At 61.1% G+C, this 17,135-nt stretch carries 14 protein-coding genes and 1 pseudogene; 13 read left to right on the forward strand and 2 right to left on the reverse strand.

Annotation, left to right across the window (positions count from 1 at the left end; genetic code table 11):
- Positions 1 to 53: 53 nt before the first annotated feature.
- A pseudogene (locus Q0330_RS19210) lies at positions 54 to 128 on the forward strand (helix-turn-helix domain-containing protein); the annotation flags it as partial.
- On the opposite strand, the gene Q0330_RS03365 reads toward Q0330_RS19210, so the two are convergent.
- Together Q0330_RS03365 and Q0330_RS03370 are read right to left on the reverse strand one after the other, a co-directional pair.
- Positions 112 to 1,281, reverse strand: a complete 1,170-nt coding sequence (locus Q0330_RS03365; RefSeq protein ID WP_299474450.1) for a hypothetical protein — start codon at positions 1,279 to 1,281, stop codon at positions 112 to 114. The pseudogene Q0330_RS19210 and the gene Q0330_RS03365 sit on opposite strands and share 17 nt — an antisense overlap.
- A gap of 94 nt (positions 1,282 to 1,375) precedes the next feature.
- Positions 1,376 to 2,410, reverse strand: a complete 1,035-nt coding sequence (locus Q0330_RS03370; protein ID WP_299474453.1) for a replication initiator protein A — start codon at positions 2,408 to 2,410, stop codon at positions 1,376 to 1,378.
- Positions 2,411 to 2,862: 452 nt separating this feature from the next.
- Between Q0330_RS03370 and Q0330_RS03375 the strand changes: the two genes are divergently transcribed.
- From Q0330_RS03375 to Q0330_RS03430, 12 genes are all read left to right on the forward strand, one after another.
- Positions 2,863 to 3,828: a glycosyltransferase family 2 protein gene (locus Q0330_RS03375; RefSeq protein WP_299474456.1), complete on the forward strand. Its 966-nt coding sequence runs from the start codon at positions 2,863 to 2,865 to the stop codon at positions 3,826 to 3,828.
- A complete protein-coding gene (locus tag Q0330_RS03380; RefSeq protein WP_299474458.1) occupies positions 3,828 to 5,069 on the forward strand; it encodes a glycosyltransferase family 4 protein in 1,242 nt (413 codons plus the stop codon). Before Q0330_RS03375 ends, Q0330_RS03380 begins: the two co-directional genes overlap by 1 nt.
- Positions 5,070 to 5,073: 4 nt before the next feature.
- The gene (locus Q0330_RS03385) at positions 5,074 to 6,231 is read left to right on the forward strand and encodes a hypothetical protein (RefSeq protein ID WP_299474460.1); all 1,158 of its coding nucleotides are present in this window, start codon (positions 5,074 to 5,076) and stop codon (positions 6,229 to 6,231) included.
- A 56-nt stretch (positions 6,232 to 6,287) separates the two neighbouring features.
- Positions 6,288 to 7,235 (forward strand): NAD-dependent epimerase/dehydratase family protein, encoded by a 948-nt coding sequence (locus Q0330_RS03390; protein ID WP_299474463.1) that lies wholly within the window; start codon positions 6,288 to 6,290, stop codon positions 7,233 to 7,235.
- A gap of 224 nt (positions 7,236 to 7,459) precedes the next feature.
- On the forward strand, positions 7,460 to 9,196 hold the full coding sequence (locus tag Q0330_RS03395; RefSeq protein ID WP_299474466.1) for a type I secretion system permease/ATPase: 1,737 nt from the start codon (positions 7,460 to 7,462) through the stop codon (positions 9,194 to 9,196).
- A gap of 3 nt (positions 9,197 to 9,199) precedes the next feature.
- Positions 9,200 to 10,519 (forward strand): HlyD family type I secretion periplasmic adaptor subunit, encoded by a 1,320-nt coding sequence (locus Q0330_RS03400; protein ID WP_299474469.1) that lies wholly within the window; start codon positions 9,200 to 9,202, stop codon positions 10,517 to 10,519.
- A 268-nt stretch (positions 10,520 to 10,787) separates the two neighbouring features.
- Positions 10,788 to 12,731 carry a glycosyltransferase family 2 protein gene (locus tag Q0330_RS03405; RefSeq protein WP_299474472.1) on the forward strand — a complete coding sequence of 648 codons (1,944 nt, stop codon included), beginning with the start codon at positions 10,788 to 10,790 and terminating at the stop codon, positions 12,729 to 12,731.
- Positions 12,728 to 13,417, forward strand: coding sequence for a sulfotransferase (locus tag Q0330_RS03410; protein WP_299474475.1), 690 nt, complete (start codon positions 12,728 to 12,730; stop codon positions 13,415 to 13,417). The genes Q0330_RS03405 and Q0330_RS03410 overlap by 4 nt, the downstream gene beginning before the upstream one ends.
- A gap of 356 nt (positions 13,418 to 13,773) precedes the next feature.
- Positions 13,774 to 15,126 (forward strand): calcium-binding protein, encoded by a 1,353-nt coding sequence (locus Q0330_RS03415; RefSeq protein ID WP_299474478.1) that lies wholly within the window; start codon positions 13,774 to 13,776, stop codon positions 15,124 to 15,126.
- A gap of 451 nt (positions 15,127 to 15,577) precedes the next feature.
- On the forward strand, positions 15,578 to 16,168 hold the full coding sequence (locus tag Q0330_RS03420; protein WP_299474481.1) for a hypothetical protein: 591 nt from the start codon (positions 15,578 to 15,580) through the stop codon (positions 16,166 to 16,168).
- Between the two features lie 5 nt (positions 16,169 to 16,173).
- Positions 16,174 to 16,443, forward strand: a complete 270-nt coding sequence (locus Q0330_RS03425; protein ID WP_299474484.1) for a hypothetical protein — start codon at positions 16,174 to 16,176, stop codon at positions 16,441 to 16,443.
- A gap of 130 nt (positions 16,444 to 16,573) precedes the next feature.
- Positions 16,574 to 17,104 carry a recombinase family protein gene (locus tag Q0330_RS03430; protein WP_299474487.1) on the forward strand — a complete coding sequence of 177 codons (531 nt, stop codon included), beginning with the start codon at positions 16,574 to 16,576 and terminating at the stop codon, positions 17,102 to 17,104.
- The last annotated feature ends 31 nt before the right edge of the window (positions 17,105 to 17,135 follow it).

Consider the following 17,135-nt stretch of genomic DNA (forward strand, 5'->3'; position numbering starts at 1 on the left):
AAACGGCTGCTCGGCGCTTAGCGTAGGATTTCACACTCTCCCGCAAACGACCCCAACCCGTCTCGGCCATCGCCCGCCAGTTCGGGACAAGCCGGCAGACGATCTTGCGCATCAGGGACCGGACCTGATCCTGGATTTCAGCCGGTTCTGAATCCGGGCCATGAGCGGCAGTTTCTGGCCTGCCTGCGGCTGGCTGTCCGAGATTGCCGTGCCCTCGATCGGCGTGGCTGCCTCTACCGAAAGCTTGAACCGCATGGGCAGGGTTTCCCACGGGCCAAAGGCCATCGCATCGGCATGACCGCTGGTTTCCACGTCCAGCACGTTAAGCCCGTCCCGAAGCACCGGGCGAACGCAATGGGCATTGATGAAATGCTCGGTGAAGCGGAAGAACAGGCGCAGGCTGCCATCGGCGGAATCGGTGCCCTCGCCATGGGTGAAGTCGATCCGCAGCCGGAAGCGCCTGGGCAGATTGCTGCCATCGGCCATGCGATAGATCAGCTGCGGCTTTCGTGTCTCATGATGGATCCAGCCCTCGGCATCGCGCGGGTCTGGATTGGCTTCGACCAGCTCCAGCCGCGTCGTGGGGCGGGTGTCCCGGGCATCTGCCACCGCGAAGTAATGTTCGGGCAGGTTCACATAGCCCCCGCCATCGCCGGTCATCATGCTGATGGCCCGATCTCGCGCCTCGCTGTCGACGCCGATGCCCAGAAACGCGATCAGTTCGTCAACGAATTGCGCCTGCGACGCGGCATCCTGCACCGCCCGTTCGTAATTGATCAGCAGGATCGGGGCAGAGCTGGTCTCGTAGAGCTTCAGCAGCGCGTCCTGATAGGTCTGCACCCGTTGCAGCACACCGGTAAGCTGCCCGGCCCCGCGCTGCATCCAGCTGTCGGCCACGGCCAGAGAGTTGCGATAGGCAACCAGATAGACGGGCCTGCGCAGGACGCTCTCGAAGAATTCCAGATGCATCGTTGCCTTGGGCACCTTGAAGCCCCAGGTCGCGTTTTCCGTGTTGCGCGTTGCGATCCGCTTCTTGAGCAGCTCGTGGTCTTCGGTCAGGAACAGCGGGTCCTCGTGGTTCAGCCCGGCGCGCGGCCCCATCTCGATGCCAAGTGCCCGCACGACCCCTGCCACCATGGAGGTGCCGCCGCGCTCAACCCCAAGGACCACGACAGTTGCCTGTGCCCCGTCGGGGCGGGCGGCACTCACCGGCATGGTGATTGTCTTCTTCGGCGTGGCAAGGGAGGGGCGGTTCACAATATCGGGTTCGCTGAGCGTCATCTGACCTCCAGAGGATTTGCCGCAGGATTTAGCCTGCTTTCGCCGGTCTGTGCCAGTGCTTGTGTTTGCCTGGGTCGGGCCGAGGGTTCAGCCGTCAGGGGGCTCCACGCTTCTCGAACCATTTCCGGCAGAAGCCCATGAAGGCCGCATCCGCGTCCCGTGGCGGTTCGACGATCCAGTCGCGCCATTCCCGCTCCAGGTGGTAGACATCCCATCCCGGCGCGCATTCCCGTGCCCGCTCATAGGTGTCGGCTTTCAACGGCGGGACGCGGACATCGCTCAATGCGGGGGCGGACATGGTCCCCCGGTTGGTGAAAACGACCATGTCGCTCTCCTCGTCATAGGCGACGTGGTAATCGGGCAGGTGGTCGTTTTCAACCAGCTGGCGCAGCATCTGCCGGAAGCGCTTTTCCGGGCTTTGCGAGCCGGTCTTGAACAGCAGTTTCGTGAGAGAGATGCGCCAGGTCCTCTGCTGGCCGCAATGCTTGCGTGCCAGTTCATAGACCCGGCGCTCGATCGGTTTGCGCAGGCGGAAATAGTCGCGATGAAGGGTCAGCACCTCTTCGTTGCGGATCGCATTGAAGACCCAGTCCGACAGCTTGACCTCACACCACAGGAGCCGGCCGTCCAACCCGTGCTTGCGCCTGATCGAGGAGGCATCGATCAGGCCGAAGCCATCGATCTGTTCTTCATCGCCGGTGACGATATTGGTGCGGATGCGGGTCCCTTCAAGCCGGTCCAGGGCATCGATCAGGGCGAGATATTCGCGGCCACTGGTTCCCCGGTTGGAAAAGATCAGCATCTCGTGTGAGTTGATTCGAACCCGAGGTGAGACCGTCTCGCCCCGTTTCAACTTGGCCATGATCTGGCTGATGCAGTAGATCAGGATATCCTTGTCGTAGATCGTGGCCAGGCCCTTGACGCTCGGCGTGACCTCAAACCAATGCTCGCCATTGCGATAGCGCTTGACCGTGGTCTCCGGTTTCTTGGACAGCGAATAGAACGGATGCTCCATGTGCTGCATCACATCCTTGAGCACCGCATCCGCAACGTCACAGATGAACAGGTCATGCTGTGGATGGCGATCCGGCAGAAGAGCGGGCAGGGTATGTGTCGCTTCCGATGTCATATATCCACATTCGTGTTTTCAGTTACCGGCGTCAAGATTCGTGTTTTCAGTTACCAGATTTGAGATTCGTGTTTTCAGTTACCAAGATTCGTGTTTTCAGTTACCGAGATTCGTGTTTTCAGTTACCGAGCAACTTTGTAAGATCATGAAAACACGAAATAAAAACGCCCTTCGCGAAGGCGTAACACTATATTAACACATATTTAACACTTTGACCCTGTGGATAACTTGATCCAAGAGGCGATCAGAGCTGAGAACAACGCTTGTGGAAAGGGCTCACCTTGCCGAGAAAAAGAAACTGCAGCCTTGGGACAAAGCCGCGCCATCAAGCCCATGTCTGACACTGGAAGATCTCGTGAGATCGACTGTAGTGGCTGCTGTGAGTTCAACTGTTGAAGGGTTTTGGCATAGACATGAAGAGTGCCCCAGAAAGAAAGACCAGGTCCTCAGAGGTGGCACAGGGCCCGAACTCGGCCTCGATCATCATTCCCCTGAAGAACGGCATGCCGTATTTTCCCGAGGTTTGCGCTGCCCTGCAGCAGCAGGATTACGATGCGCCATTCGAAGTGATCTGCGTGGACAGCGGCTCAACCGACGGGTCGGACCATCTGGCCGAGGAAAGCGGCTTTCGACTGGAGCGCATCGCGTCAGAGGATTTTGGCCACGGGCGGACCCGCAACCATGCCGCCAGCCTCAGCCAGGCCGAATATCTGGTTTTCCTCACTCATGACGCCATCCCTGCCGATCCGCACTGGCTATCAGCCCTGTTGGCGCCCATGCGTGCCGATGACCGTATCGCGGGCGTATTCGGGCGCCATATCGGCCATGACGATGCCGATCCCTTTATCGCATGGGAGCTGTCAGAGCATTTCAAGGGGCTGAGAAACTTCCCGGTGGTCGAGATCACCGACCGGGCCGCCTATGACGCCGATCAGGGCCTGCGGCAGATCTACCACTATTACTCCGACAATTCCTCCGCCATGCCACGGCGGATCTGGCAGGAATTTCCCTATCCAGATGTCCAGTTCGCCGAGGATCAGATCTGGGCAAAGATCATCGTCGAGGCAGGTTATCGCAAGGCTTTTGCGCCGGATTCGGTGGTCAAGCACTCCCACTCCTTCGGCCCTGTGGAAACGCTGCGGCGCAGCTATGATGAATCTCGCGCCTTCAGGATCCTGTTTGGCTATACGCTCAGCCCAAGCCTGTGGGCGGTGGTTCGATCCAGCGGCTATCTGGTCTTGCGCGACATGGGCCTGGCCTGGAAAAACGGCTGGTGGCGCAGTCACCCCCGCAAGACCCTGTCGCGTATCCTGGAAGCCTTTGCCAAGCCGATGGGGCATTACCTTGGCGCGCGCGCGTCCCTGCCTGCGGGCCTGGCAGACCGGCTGTCGCGCGATACCTGGATCAGGAATCTGTAATGGTAAGCAATCTGACGAAATTCGTGACCTATGCGCGTCATCATGGCGTGCGATCAGCACTGAAAACCGCCGTCACCAGGGTGCTCTACAGCGGCCCGCAGCCGGTGAAGGTGGCCGCGGCCCGCAATGGCAAGACCGACTTCATCACCCATTACCAGCGTATCCTGGGCCAGGAACATGGCAATGCCGGAGATCTTGGCCATGCGGCGCCAAACAGCATCCAGTGGGTCATCCCGAATTTCGGCTTCGGTTCCGGCGGGCATCTGAACATCTTTCGCTTCATCAACATGATGGCGCGGCGTGGCTATCAGCAGCGCCTGGTGATCGTGCCGCCTTATGACTGGAACAGCGTCGAGGATGCCCGCAAGGCGCTTGCCGAGTGGTACGGACCGCTGGAGGCCGAACTTGTCCTGGGCATTGACGGGTTTCGCCCGTCAGAGGTGACATTCGCGACCGGCTGGCAGACCGCCTATTGGGTTGCGAAGCACCGTGCCAGCCGGCACAGGATGTATTTCGTGCAGGATTACGAGCCCTATTTCTCGCCCGTCTCGTCGGAATATTATTTTGCCGAAGGGACCTACCGATTGGGGCTGAAGGCGATCACGGCCGGGCAATGGCTGTCGGACAAACTTTCCAGCGAGTTCGGCATGGAGTGTCGTGCCGTCTCTTTCGGGGTCGATCATGAACGCTATCGGGTTCAGGACGTCGCCGATCCCAGCGAGAACCTGAATATCCTGTTCTATTCGCGGCATGTGACCCCCCGCCGCCTGTTCGAGATCGGTCTGCTGGCACTGGCCAAGGTCTGCCGCGAGGAACCGCGCGCCGCCGTCATCTTCGCAGGTGGCGATGTCGGTGGGGTCGAAGTTCCTTTCCACCATCTCAATGCCGGCGAAATGAAGCTGGACGACCTGCCCGAGCTTTATGCGCGCTGTCAGCTGTCGCTGGTGCTTTCGGGCACCAACCTGTCGCTCCTGCCCCTTGAAGTGTCGGCCTGCGGCTGTCCGGTGGTGATGAATGACAGCCCCTCGACACGTTGGCTATTGCCGGAAAACGCCGCCTATTATGCCCTGCCGGATCCCGATGCCCTGGCCGATGCCATGCTGTCCGCGCTGCGCGACCCGGAAGAACGGGCAGCCCGCGCCGCCCGGGCCAAGGCCATCGCCGATGCGGCCTCCTGGGAGAAGGAGGGCGACGCCTTCCAGCGCCACCTGGCCGACCTGTGCGGCACAGCAGCGGGTTGATGCAATGACGGCACCTGACAGGCAGCCCGCGCGGCGGATCGTGGCGGTGGTGGGGATGCACCGATCGGGGACGTCGATGACCATGCAGGGGCTGAACCTTCTGGGTGCGCAGCCCGGCGGGGCATTGCTTGAGGGCGACGAATTCAATCCGCGTGGCTATTGGGAAGCCGCCGAAATCGTCGCATTTCACGACGATCTTCTGTTCGAGATGGGCCGGCCCTGGGGCACACCAGAGCACGCCCTTGGGGTGCCGCCCGCCTGGTTTGACACGGCGCGCGCGGCAGAGGCGGCAGCGCGGGCAACCGAGCTGCTGCGCGCGCGCCTGGATGCGGTCGATGCAGGTCGGGTGCTGGCGCTGAAAGACCCGCGGATGAGCCTGTTCCTGCCGCTCTGGCAGATTGCGGCCGAGCGGCTGGACGCCCGGCTTTCGCTGATCTGCTGCCTGCGCCATCCAGACGAGGTTGCGGCCTCGCTGGCGCGGCGGGACAGTATCGGGCCTGAAATGTCCGTCATGCTGTGGACAAGCTATCAGGTCGCGGTGCTGGAAGGCGCGGGCGATCTGCCGCTGCTCATCCTGCCTTTTGCAGCCTGGCGGGAGGCGCCGCGCCAGACCTCGGACCGTGTGGCGCGGTTCCTGGACCTGCCCATGATTTCCAGCACCGCCTTTGCCGCCGATCTGACGACCAGCCTGCCGCTGTCCTCGCCCAAGGATGGCGTAACCAGGTTCTGGTGGGACAGGCTGTCAGATATGGCTGCAGAGGGCTGCGTGGATTGCCCGCGCGATGAAGCGGTCTGGTATCACCGGCAGATGCAGGGGCATGTCTCGGCCGTTGTCACGGCTATTCGCGCCGAACAGGATGAGACCCCGACCGCCGTGCTGCTGCGGGACCTGGACAGCTTCCGACAGGGCTATGCTGACCTGCAGAAGCTGCGCCAGGGGGATCAGGACTGGATTGACCAGCAAAGGCAAAGCCTCGATCTGCTGGAATCCGATCTGGCCATCTTCCGCGCCCGGGCAACGGAAATGGAACGAGCCTATCAGGACAGCGCCGAACAGTCCGAAGCGTTTCGACAGGCCTATCTGGCCGAGGTCGCCAAATACGAAAAACTGGTTGCCTTCTTGCGCAAGTTTCAGCCCTGGACATGGTTTTCCGGCAAATAGGCTGGAAACCGTTCTGCAATCGGCGATACACAGCCCCAACCCTGCAGGAGGTCGTCGTGCTGTCCAAAGCCAAAGTCCTGGTGATCGGAGGCAGCGGCTTCATCGGTCGCAATCTCATCCATGCCCTGTCCGGCCGCGTGGCCGAGATCCGCAATCTGGACGTGGTTCCCCATCGCAGCACCGAAGATCATGCGACGCATTGGCCGGGCAGCTTCCTGCAAACCGAGATCCTGCGCGAGGCCATGACCGGTGTCGATCTGGTTTATCACCTGGCCGCAACGGCGATGCCGCGTGAATCCAACCAGAACCCGCAGCGCGATTGCCGCGAAAATGTCGTCGGCACCTTGTCGGTTCTGGACACTGCCGTAGCGCTGAACATACGCCGCCTGGTTTTCACCTCGTCCGGGGGGACGGTTTACGGTCCGACCGACAATGTCCCCATCGAGGAGGGCCACCCGACCAACCCGATCACGGCCTATGGGATTTCAAAGCTGGCCTGCGAGAAATACCTGCGCCTCTATGACGGCAAAGGCCGGCTTTCGACACTGTCGCTGCGCGTGGCTAACCCCTATGGGCCGTTCCAGAACCTTGCCAAGGCGCAGGGCGCATTGACCACCTTCTGCCATCAGGCGATCTCGGAGGAGCCGATCACCATCTGGGGAGACGGCTCGGTTCAGCGCGATTTCGTGCATATCCGGGACGTGGCCGAGGCACTGGTCCTTGCCGGTGCCGCCGAGATATCGGGAATGGAGATCAATATCGGCTCGGGCCAGGGGCGGTCGCTGAACGATCTGCTGGAGGTCATCGGTCGCAGCCTCGGGCGCGACATCCCCCGCAGCTACGAGGCCGGTCGCAGCTTTGACGTGGCCCGCAACTATCTGGACATCACCCGCGCCCGCGAGCTGCTGGGCTGGACGCCAGAAGTGGCGCTGGAGGACGGCATCGCCGAGTTGCTGGCCTATTTCCGTCAGCAGATGGCGACGGCGCAGCCCCCTGCGCGATGAGCGCTCTCGGAGGGGATGGCGATGCCCGGATGGGCCATTTACCGTGGCGACAGAACACCATGCCGCCCCGCTTGAGCACCTCTGGCTTGTTATTCGACCGACAAACCACTATGTCGCGAAGCACTGCCTGCGACCGTAAACTGTGCTAGGTCATTGAAAATATGAACGTAATAAGGAAAAGGTCCGGGGCTTCGAGCAGTAATGAGCTGGCTCGGTTCTTTACCATGCGGTCCGGACCGCTGCTGGTCGTCCTGTTTCTGTCGATCTTTGCCAACCTGCTGGCGCTGACCGGGCCGCTTTACATGATGCAGGTCTATGACCGCGTTCTGGGGTCCCGTTCGGTCGAGACGCTTATCGCGCTGACGCTGATCATGCTGTTCCTTTACGCCATGATGGGGGTGTTCGACGTCTGCCGGGCCTATATCATGTCGCGCATTGCAGCCCAGTTTCAGACCTCGTTCGACCGCCGGGTGTTTCGGGCCACATTGAACAAGACAAAGCTGGTTGGCGCCGATTCCTACTATGATGCCGCCCGCGCCCCGTCCGATATCGAGAGCGTCCAGCGGCTGATATCCTCAAACGCCTTCCTGGCATTGTTCGACCTGCCCTGGACGCCGATTTTCATCATCGGGATTTATCTTTTCCATCCCTGGCTGGGCTATCTCAGCGCCGGTGGCATGCTGTTCCTGATTGCGGTCACGCTTCTGAACCAGATGATTTCGCGCAATGTGCTCATGGAAAGCCAGAAGTCGCAGCGCCTGGCGCAGATGAAGATGGATAATGTCATCGAAAATGCCGACCTGGTCCGCGGGCTTGGCATGGGGACGAACATCTTCTCTCGCTGGCTGGCCGATCGGTCCATGGCGCTGAACGCACAGGTCCGCAGCGCAAGCGTGACGCAGCTTTTTGCGACCACATCGAAAGTGCTGCGCATGGCGCTGCAGTCTTCCATCCTTGGCCTGGGGGCCTATCTGGCGCTGCGTCAGGAAATCACGCCCGGGGTGATGATCGCGGCGTCGATCATCACCACCCGGGCCATGGCCCCGGTCGATCTGATCATCGGGCAGTGGCCTTCCGTGCAGCAGGGTCTCGTCAGCTGGTCCAATATCAAGGAACTGCTGACCCAGATGCCGGAGCCGGCGCCGCGCACCGAACTGCCGCGTCCGAAAGGCACGGTCGAGGTGTCGGGGCTGGTCGTCCGCCCGCCGGGCGATAACCGGGTCTCGCTGCAAGGGGTCAGCTTCAAGATACCGAACGGGCGGACGCTGGGGGTCATCGGACCGTCGGGTGCCGGCAAGAGCACCCTGATTCGTGCCCTGGCCGGGATCTGGCCGATCATGGGCGGGCATATCCGGATCGATGGGGCGACCATCGACCAGTATGATCCCGACACATTCGGCGCGCTGATCGGCTATCTGCCCCAGAATGTAGAGCTTTTTGACGGCACGATCGGCGAGAACATCGCCCGCATGGCCGACAATCCGCGCGACGAGGACATCATCGCCGCCGCCAAGGCCGCCGCCGCACATGAGATGATCATCAGGCTGCCCAAGGGCTACGATACCCCGCTGGGGGCGGATAAGGCCCAGCTGTCGGGGGGGCAGATCCAGCGTATCGGGTTGGCGCGCGCGCTTTACGGCGACCCGGTGGTGCTGATGCTGGACGAGCCGAACAGCAATCTCGATCAGACGGGCATCACGGCTCTGAACCATGCCGTTCGTGGCGTGAAGGCGCGTGGTGGCAGCGTGATCGTTGTCGCCCACCGTCCCAGTGCCATCCGCGAGGCTGAATTCCTCCTCTATATCGAAAACGGCCGGCAGGTCAGCTTCGGCAAGAGCGAGGACGTATTGCGGCGGTTCGTGTCAAATCATGAGGGCATCACCCGCAGCATGAAATCGGCCCCGACCGCTGCGGCACCGACCCCTCAACCGCCTGCCGCCGCCAAGGATACGGGAAGCTAATCCATGTCACGCCTGTCAGAATATGAGGGGGGTCGGCGCTGGAGGCTCCATCGGGTCATCACGGTTTCGGTCCTGGCCATGGCGCTGCTTGCCGGTGGCTTCGGTGCATGGGCGTCGCTTTCCAATCTTTCGGGGGCGGTCATCGCCTCGGGTCAGATCGAGGTCGAGCGCAATCGCCAGGTCGTACAGCATCCCGATGGCGGCGTGGTCGAAACCATCTATGCGCGGGAGGGCGTGGCCGTCGAACGGGGCGACATCCTGATTCAGCTGGAAACCAGCAAATATCTGCGCGATCTGACCATCATCGAGAGCCAGCTTTTCGAGTTGCAGGCCAAGCGCGGCAGGCTGGAGGCCGAGCGCGATGACAGCGATGCGATCAGTTTCGATGCCGATTTGCTGGAAATAGCCGCCGAAAGACCGGATGTCGCTTCTACCGTTGACGGCCAGACCAAGCTTTTCGATGCCCGCCGCATCACCGAGGCCAAGCAGAATGACCAGCTCAACCAGCGGATCAATCAGGCCCGCAGCACCATCGAGGGGATAGAGGCGCAGCAGGCCGCGCTGCGGACCCAGCTGGAACTGGTTGAAAACGAGTTGAGCAGCCAGACCCAGCTTCTTGAGAAGAACCTGGTGCGCAGCTCGGCCATGAGCCAGCTTCAGCGCCAGCAGGCCCAGCTTGCCGGCCAGCTGGGAGAGCTGCAATCCGAACGGGCCAGGGTCGAAGGCCAGATCACCGAGATCGGCGTTCAGATGATCAGCCTGAAAAGCAGCCGCGAAGAAGCCGCCATCGCCGAACTGCGCCAGGACTATCCCACAGAGGCCGGGCTGGCAGAGCAGCGCGCCGATCTGCTGGAGAAGATCGCAGAGGCCAGCATCACCGCCCCCGTCGCGGGTGTGGTCTATAACAGCACCATCTTTGCCGAGCGTGCCGTCATTACCCCGGCCGAGCCGATCATGTATATCATCCCGCAGGACAGGCCCCTGCGCGTCTCTGCGCGTCTCTCGGCGACGAGCATCGATCAGACATATCCGGGCCAGAAGGTCACGCTGCGTTTTCCGGCCTTCAATTCCCGGACGACACCGGAACTGAGCGGACATGTGACGCGTCTTTCTGCGGACAGCTTCACCGATGACCGGACCGGCACCACCTATTATCGCCTGGAAATCGAGATCGACAGCAACCAGCCCGTCGAATCAGGCGAGCCGCTGCCGCTCGTGCCCGGAATGCCGGTGGAGGTCTTCATTCGCACAGAAGATAGAAGTCCGATCAGTTACTTAGTGAAACCGATGACGGACTTCTTCTCCCGGTCACTGCGCGAGTAAATGCGCCCCAAACCGTAGGAAGGGGGCACAGGGGCCGGTGAGGTTCAGCCCCTGCCCCTATGTTCATATCATTTTTTGTGCCGGCGCATAAAGAGCGGAAGCGCCCCCATTTTCACATCAGCGGCGGCATGCCTCGGATTTTCGTGGTCCTGACCGTTGATATGCAGGTCCGAAAGGCCGATCCCGGTCCCGGCTCTGGAAAATGCGGCGATGGCCGCGTAACTAGGCCAGACCAGCCTCCGACAAGCCCAGTGCGGTTCAGCGTGACATGATTGCCCAGACCAAGATCGACACGAAAACGACCGGAGGCGGCACCGACCAGATCCAGATTGCGATGACGCTTCTGGTTCGCGATGAGGCGGATATCATCGAGGATAATATCCGGTTCCATCATGCCATGGGCGTCGATCAGTTCATCGTCATGGACAATCTTTCCACAGATGAGACGCCCCAGATCCTCAAACGGCTCTCGGCTGAAATTCCGATCCGGATCATCTGCCAGACGGATGACGATTATGATCAGGGCACCTGGGTGACGGATATGGCGCGTCAGGCGGCGCAGCTGATCGGGAACGGGTGGATCATCAATAACGATGCCGACGAGTTCTGGGTGCCGCGCTCCGGTTCCCTGAAGCAATTCCTGGCCGCCCAGCCCGCGACCATCACCAGGATCAACGTTTCCCGCCATAACGCCGTGGCCGAAAGCAGAAGCGGATTGCCGCAGGATGCGTTTGCCCATCCTCGCCTGACAACCGCCTTCGAACGTCATAGCACCAATGCGCTTGGCACCCCCCTGCCGCCCAAATGCATGCACCGTGCCGCGCCGGATATCCGTGTCGCGCAGGGCAACCATACCGTCGAGGGGATCGGGGGGGATGCCTGCGCGGCCGGGGAAGACCTGATCATTCTGCACTATCCCTATCGGGATCTGTCCAGATACAGGTCCAAGATCGCCCTGGGCGGGGCAGCCTATGATCGCAACCAGACCCTGCCGGAAGCTGTCGGCATCACCTGGCGCGAACAGTATCGAAACATCGAGAATGGCGAAATCGAACGCTTCTGGGACAGCATCGCCATGTCCTCGCGAGACGTTCTGATCGAGCTTCTGAACTCGGATCTGTTCGCCTGTGAGACCGTGCGTGATTTCCTGATCGGCCCCACCAGCGAGGCCCCGGAACGCGTCACGCCACTTTTTGACGACCTTCTGGATGCAACCGAGGCGCGCTATCGGGAACTGGCGGTGGACGTCGCCCAGCATATCGCCCGCATCCCGCGGGATCAGCGCCCGACCCGGCCGCTTTTTCACAACATCGAATACTGCCTGAACGGCCCGAAGGCACAGATCGCCCGCCTGCGGAAGCTGCGCGACAGGGGGATGTCGGCCCGCAGTCTGCTAGGGGATTTCGGCATGTTGCGGGACATGTTCTCGCTGTTCCCGCGCAATGACCGGTTCCGGCACTTTCTCGGCGAGCTGATGAAGATCGAGCTCGGCGAGGATGTGGCCCGGCTTGCCGGGGATTGCGAAGGCAAGACCGTCATCCTGCATGTGACCTGCGAGCCCCGGCTGGACAGCGCGCGCGCCTCGCAGGAATCCTTTGGGGATGACGATGAGTTTGCGCATATCCTGGTCGTGGGAGAGACGCGGCTTGCCCGGGAGGGCGAGACCCCCCTGCGCTTCTCCTATGCCGATGGCATGTTGCGTGTGCCGACCCCGGATTCCTACGAGGCGCTGCACCGCAAGGTCTTCTATGCCCTGATGCTGCTTGACCTGCTGGCCGCCCCGAGGCTGGTCGTCAAGGTCGACGATAACCTGCATCTGCAGGACCGGCAGGGCTTCCTGGCCTGCCTCAACCGCATCGAGGCCGAGGGCTTCACCTATGCCGGCCGCGCCGTCGGCAGCCGCATGCACAAGGAGCAGTGGCATGGCTGGCATATCGGCAAATGCCTTGACGAGACCGTCGAAAGCCGGGGCTATCAGTTCCCGCTTCCCGACAGATATGCGGCGGGCGGCTATGGTTACGCGCTCAACCGCACGGGGTTGGAGGCCTGTTCCTACATGTACCTGTCCATGATGGGGTTCTTCAGCATGCCGAGTGTGGGCCTTGAAGACGCATTTGTCGGCCATGCGGCCTATTCATACGGGCTTGAGGTCAAGGACGTCTCGACCCCACAGGATGTGATGGCTTTTCCGGGACTGACGAGCGTTTCATGAACAAGATACCTGCCGACACGACACCGATGCGCTTTGTTTTCGTCATGACCTATGGGCGATCCGGGTCCACCTTGCTGCAGAAGATCCTCAACAGCTCGGATGGAGTCTGCATTCGCGGCGAAAACATGGATGTGCTGCTGCACCTGGCCAAGTCCTGGGCGATTTTCGACAGCAATGCCGAGATGCAGAAGCTGCGCAAGAGCAAGACCGTCCACCATGACGGCAACCCCTGGTACGGGATGCACCTGACAGATGGCGACCGTTATGGGCAGGGTCTGGCGGATACGTTCACCCGCGAGGTCCTGTGCCCGCCCGAAGGCACGCAGGTCGCCGGCTTCAAGGAGATTCGCTGGCATAACGAGCCGGACTGGTTCGAACAGCGCATGGAGTTTCTCAAGCGATTCTTTCCCGGCGCCAGGTTCATCATCAACACCCGCAACCATGAAGGGGTCGCGAATTCGGGTTGGTGGAAGACCTGTTCCCGGGACAAGGTCTTCGCCAGATTGCAGGAAGCTGAAGATCTTCTGATGGATTGGGCGCAGCGGCATCAGGATATCTGCTGCCATGTCCACTATGACGACTACACCCGGAATATCGAGCTTCTGCGTCCGGCCTATCGGCTGATCGGGCTGGATTACGACCCGCAGCGCATTACCGAGGCGATGGCGATTCGCTTGCAGCACTGACCCGCGCCCGGGCCTCAGGGGGCCGAAGGCGATGGTTATGTGACAGAATATCTGCCGGCACCCGAAGCTTCGGAGCCGCATCCGGGGGCGGCTCAGCGAAGCAGATCACGCCTTCGGGAATCCTGACGGATTCCCTTGCTGCCATCATGCGACACCCCGTTCTTTCCAGCTTTTCATGGCATCCGCCGCCTTTGGCGAGGATTTTTGCTGTGTTGTGAAACGGCAACAGCGCCGTCATGTCCGGCCAGAAGGGTTAACGGTCGTTGATGATGGATGCTTCATTTGCTATTACATTCGTGTTTGGCGCTTAATGGGCGTCATTGGCATTGCGCAAGCCACTAGTGAGGAACGAGAATATGGCTATTACGACTACCAATGTAACCGGCGGTGACGACTACATCGAAATGGGTCAATACTCCGCTGATGTCGTTGACGCTCTGGCGGGTAACGATACCATCATCGGCCACGACGGTGCGGATCTGCTGCTGGGCAACCTCGGCGACGACCTGATCCTGGCCGGCTCGACCGACACCGATCTGGATGTCATGAGCGGCGGTGACGGCCAAGACACGATCTATGGCGGCGGCGGCGGCGACCTGCTCGACGGCGGCGCTGGCGACGACGTCATGGGCGGCGGCACCGGCAACGACCTGATGTTCGGCGATTCCGGCGTCAGAAGCTTCGACCTCTATTCGCAGGATTGGACCCATTACGGCTCCTCCACCAGCCTGCTGGATATGCTGGGCCTCGGTAATGCTCTCGGCATCGACGACAACTATCTGAACTCGTTCAGCCAGTCCGCAAGCGGCAACGACACCATGTGGGGCGGCACCGGCCGTGACATGATGTTCGGTGGCTGGGGTAACGACGTCATGGGCGGCGGCTTCGGCGACGACCTGGTTGTCGGCAACCGTGGCGATGACGTCATCTTCGGCGGCAAGTCCGGCAATGACGTCCTGCTGGGCGGCGATGAGGACGACACCATCTTCGGTGGCAACGGCAACGACATCATCGATGGCGACAGAACCCCGCTGAAGGCCAGCGACTTCACTGGCTGGGTGTATGATGGCGATAACGACGACGACCCGGACACCTGGTCGATGCCGGGTATCGACAACAGCTATCCGCTCAACCTGATCGAGTTCCTGGACGGTGAAACCCAGTGGGTCAGCAATGACGACAACCACAACGGTCATGACCTGCTCTTCGGCGGTGCCGGCGACGACAAGATCTGGGGCCGTGAAGGTGCGGACACCATCTGGGGTGGCTCCGGCGACGACACCATCCTTCCGGGCAACGACAACGACACCGACGTGATCGGCTTCGCCGCCAATCACGGTGACGACATCATCAAAGGCTTCGACGCTGGCGAATGGTCGGAAGGTGGCAATGACGCCTGGGAAAATGGCGAAGACCTCATCTACCTGGAAGGCGCCTCCTATGGTGGTGAATTCGTTGACGCCGTTGCCGAAGGTGCGATCGTGTTCGACGACGCGACCCAGACCGTGACGATCCATTCGGATCACTTCGGCCTTGGCAACGGCACCATCACCATCTACTTTGAAGTCGACGCGAATGACGACCTGAACGGTAACGGTCTCAACGACGATTACGAGACCTTTGGTGCTGCCAACATCGCCTTTGCGGATCAGGAAAACACTGCTCCGAACTGGGTCGATTTCTCTGCGAACTGGCAGTTCGCCGTCTGATCCCGATCAGAGCATCAAGACAGGAAGGGCGGGGTTTTCCCCGCCCTTTTTCATTGCGCGACAGGCACCCACCTGCCCGGCTGGCCAGCCCCTGCTGAGGGCCCCTGATGGTCGCGGCCATCACAGGGTGCCTGAATGCGCCGTTGAGGGGGCCGGGGCAAGCTGCGCGCGCCCCGCTTCACTGGCCCTTGCAGCATGGCACACAGGCTGCGCCTTCTCCCCCGTATCGCGACCATCGGCATGGCGTTCTCCTGACCCCTTCGGAGGTGGATGGGGCGGCGCATCGTTGAAATCGTTATAATGGCACAAGCCATTAATATGGTATAAATGGTGTCAAACATAACAAATATTGTAAAACTTATAATGTTTAGGATTGTTTAAATTTTGGAAACGCTTGCAAACATATAAAACATAAGTACCATATGAATGGTGGTAACGGGTCAGAGGCATCATGAAAATCGTCGTCTGGAATCTGAAAGGGGGGCAGGGCAAGACCGTGCTCTCCATGGCCATGGCCATGCTGGAAGGCTTCTATGTCGTGACCAACGACGTTCACAGCCCGATTGACGAAGTGCTGGGCGAAGACCGGGCGCTGCGCATGGGCATGCGGGACGGCTTGCCCGAGGTGCCGCCGGGGATCGATCTCATCTATGATTTCGGGGGCTATCCCGATGCCCGCATCATCGAGGCTGCGAAGCAGGCGGATTGCATCATCGTCCCGATCATCTACGAATCTCCGCTGGAGATGCAGGTGACCATCAATGCCCTGGCCGAGATCGAGAAATATTCCGACCGTATCGTCATTGTCCTGAACAAGGCCAAGCCGGGCGATTACGACAGGGCCCGCACGGTGCTGGCCGAATTCGACTATGCCTATCCGATCTTCGAGGTGAAGCAGTCCACCGCCTTCAGCCGCGCCATCGAGCAGAAGAAATCCCTGCAGCAGATGGTGGATGAAAGCCCGCTCTTCAGCTTTCACTATTCGAAGCCGCTCGAACAGGTGCGCAGCCTGATCAAAGCCATCGCCAACCCTGCGGGATGACCAACATGAAACAGCCCATGGCCGCCTTCTCCTTCAAGAAGAACACGGATGTCGAGGCCCTGCCCCATGCCGTGCCGCCCGCCGCCCCCAAGCCTGCCGCAGCCTCCAGGCCGGGCCGCAAGCCCGCCTCGGAGGCCGGGCTGCGTCAGAAACAGGTCAGCGCCTATCTTGCCCAGTCCGAATGGGAGGCGTTGGAGCGCAAGCTGGATGGACGGCCCGCCTCCACGGTGCTGCGCAATCTCATCCTCGACTATCTGAAGCCCGGCCAGGGGTGACGATGAACCTGCGCGGTGACCGGAAAGGAGCGGTTTCGGACAGGCTCGGAATCCCCGTCCGAAACCCGGCATGATGGATTATCGGACATGGGCGCAGTTTCGGACGCCCCTTTTGTAACAGGTGGCAGCCATGTCCCGAACCTTCGCCTATGCCCGCGTGTCCACTGCCGATCAGACCCCGGAGAACCAGATCCGGGAAATCAGGGCGGCGGGCTTTGCCATCGCGCCGCACCGGATCTTCGCCGAGACGGTCTCCGGATCGGTGGCGATCGCGCAGCGCGAGGGCTTCTCGCGGCTGATCGACCGGCTGGAACGCGGAGATGTGCTTGTCGTCACCAAGCTGGACCGGCTTGGCCGTGACGCGGTTGATGTCAGCACGACCGTCACCCGGCTTGATGCCGCGGGTATTCGTGTGCATTGCCTTGCCCTGGGCGGTGTCGACCTGACCAGCCCTGCCGGGAAGATGACCATGAATGTCATCAATGCCGTTGCCCAGTTCGAACGTGACCTGCTGATCGAGCGCACCCAGGCCGGGCTGGCCCGTGCGAAGGCCCAGGGCAAGCCGCTGGGGCGCCCGCCGGCCCTGTCAGCCGCTCAGCAGCGTCTGGTGCGCGAGAGGATCGCAGGCGGCGAACCCCGGGTCGTTTGCGGGAGAGTGTGAAATCCTACTCTAAGCTGACAGCGGTCGTTCG

It is taken from the genome of uncultured Paracoccus sp. (genome assembly GCF_937873615.1).
GTDB lineage: Bacteria > Pseudomonadota > Alphaproteobacteria > Rhodobacterales > Rhodobacteraceae > Paracoccus.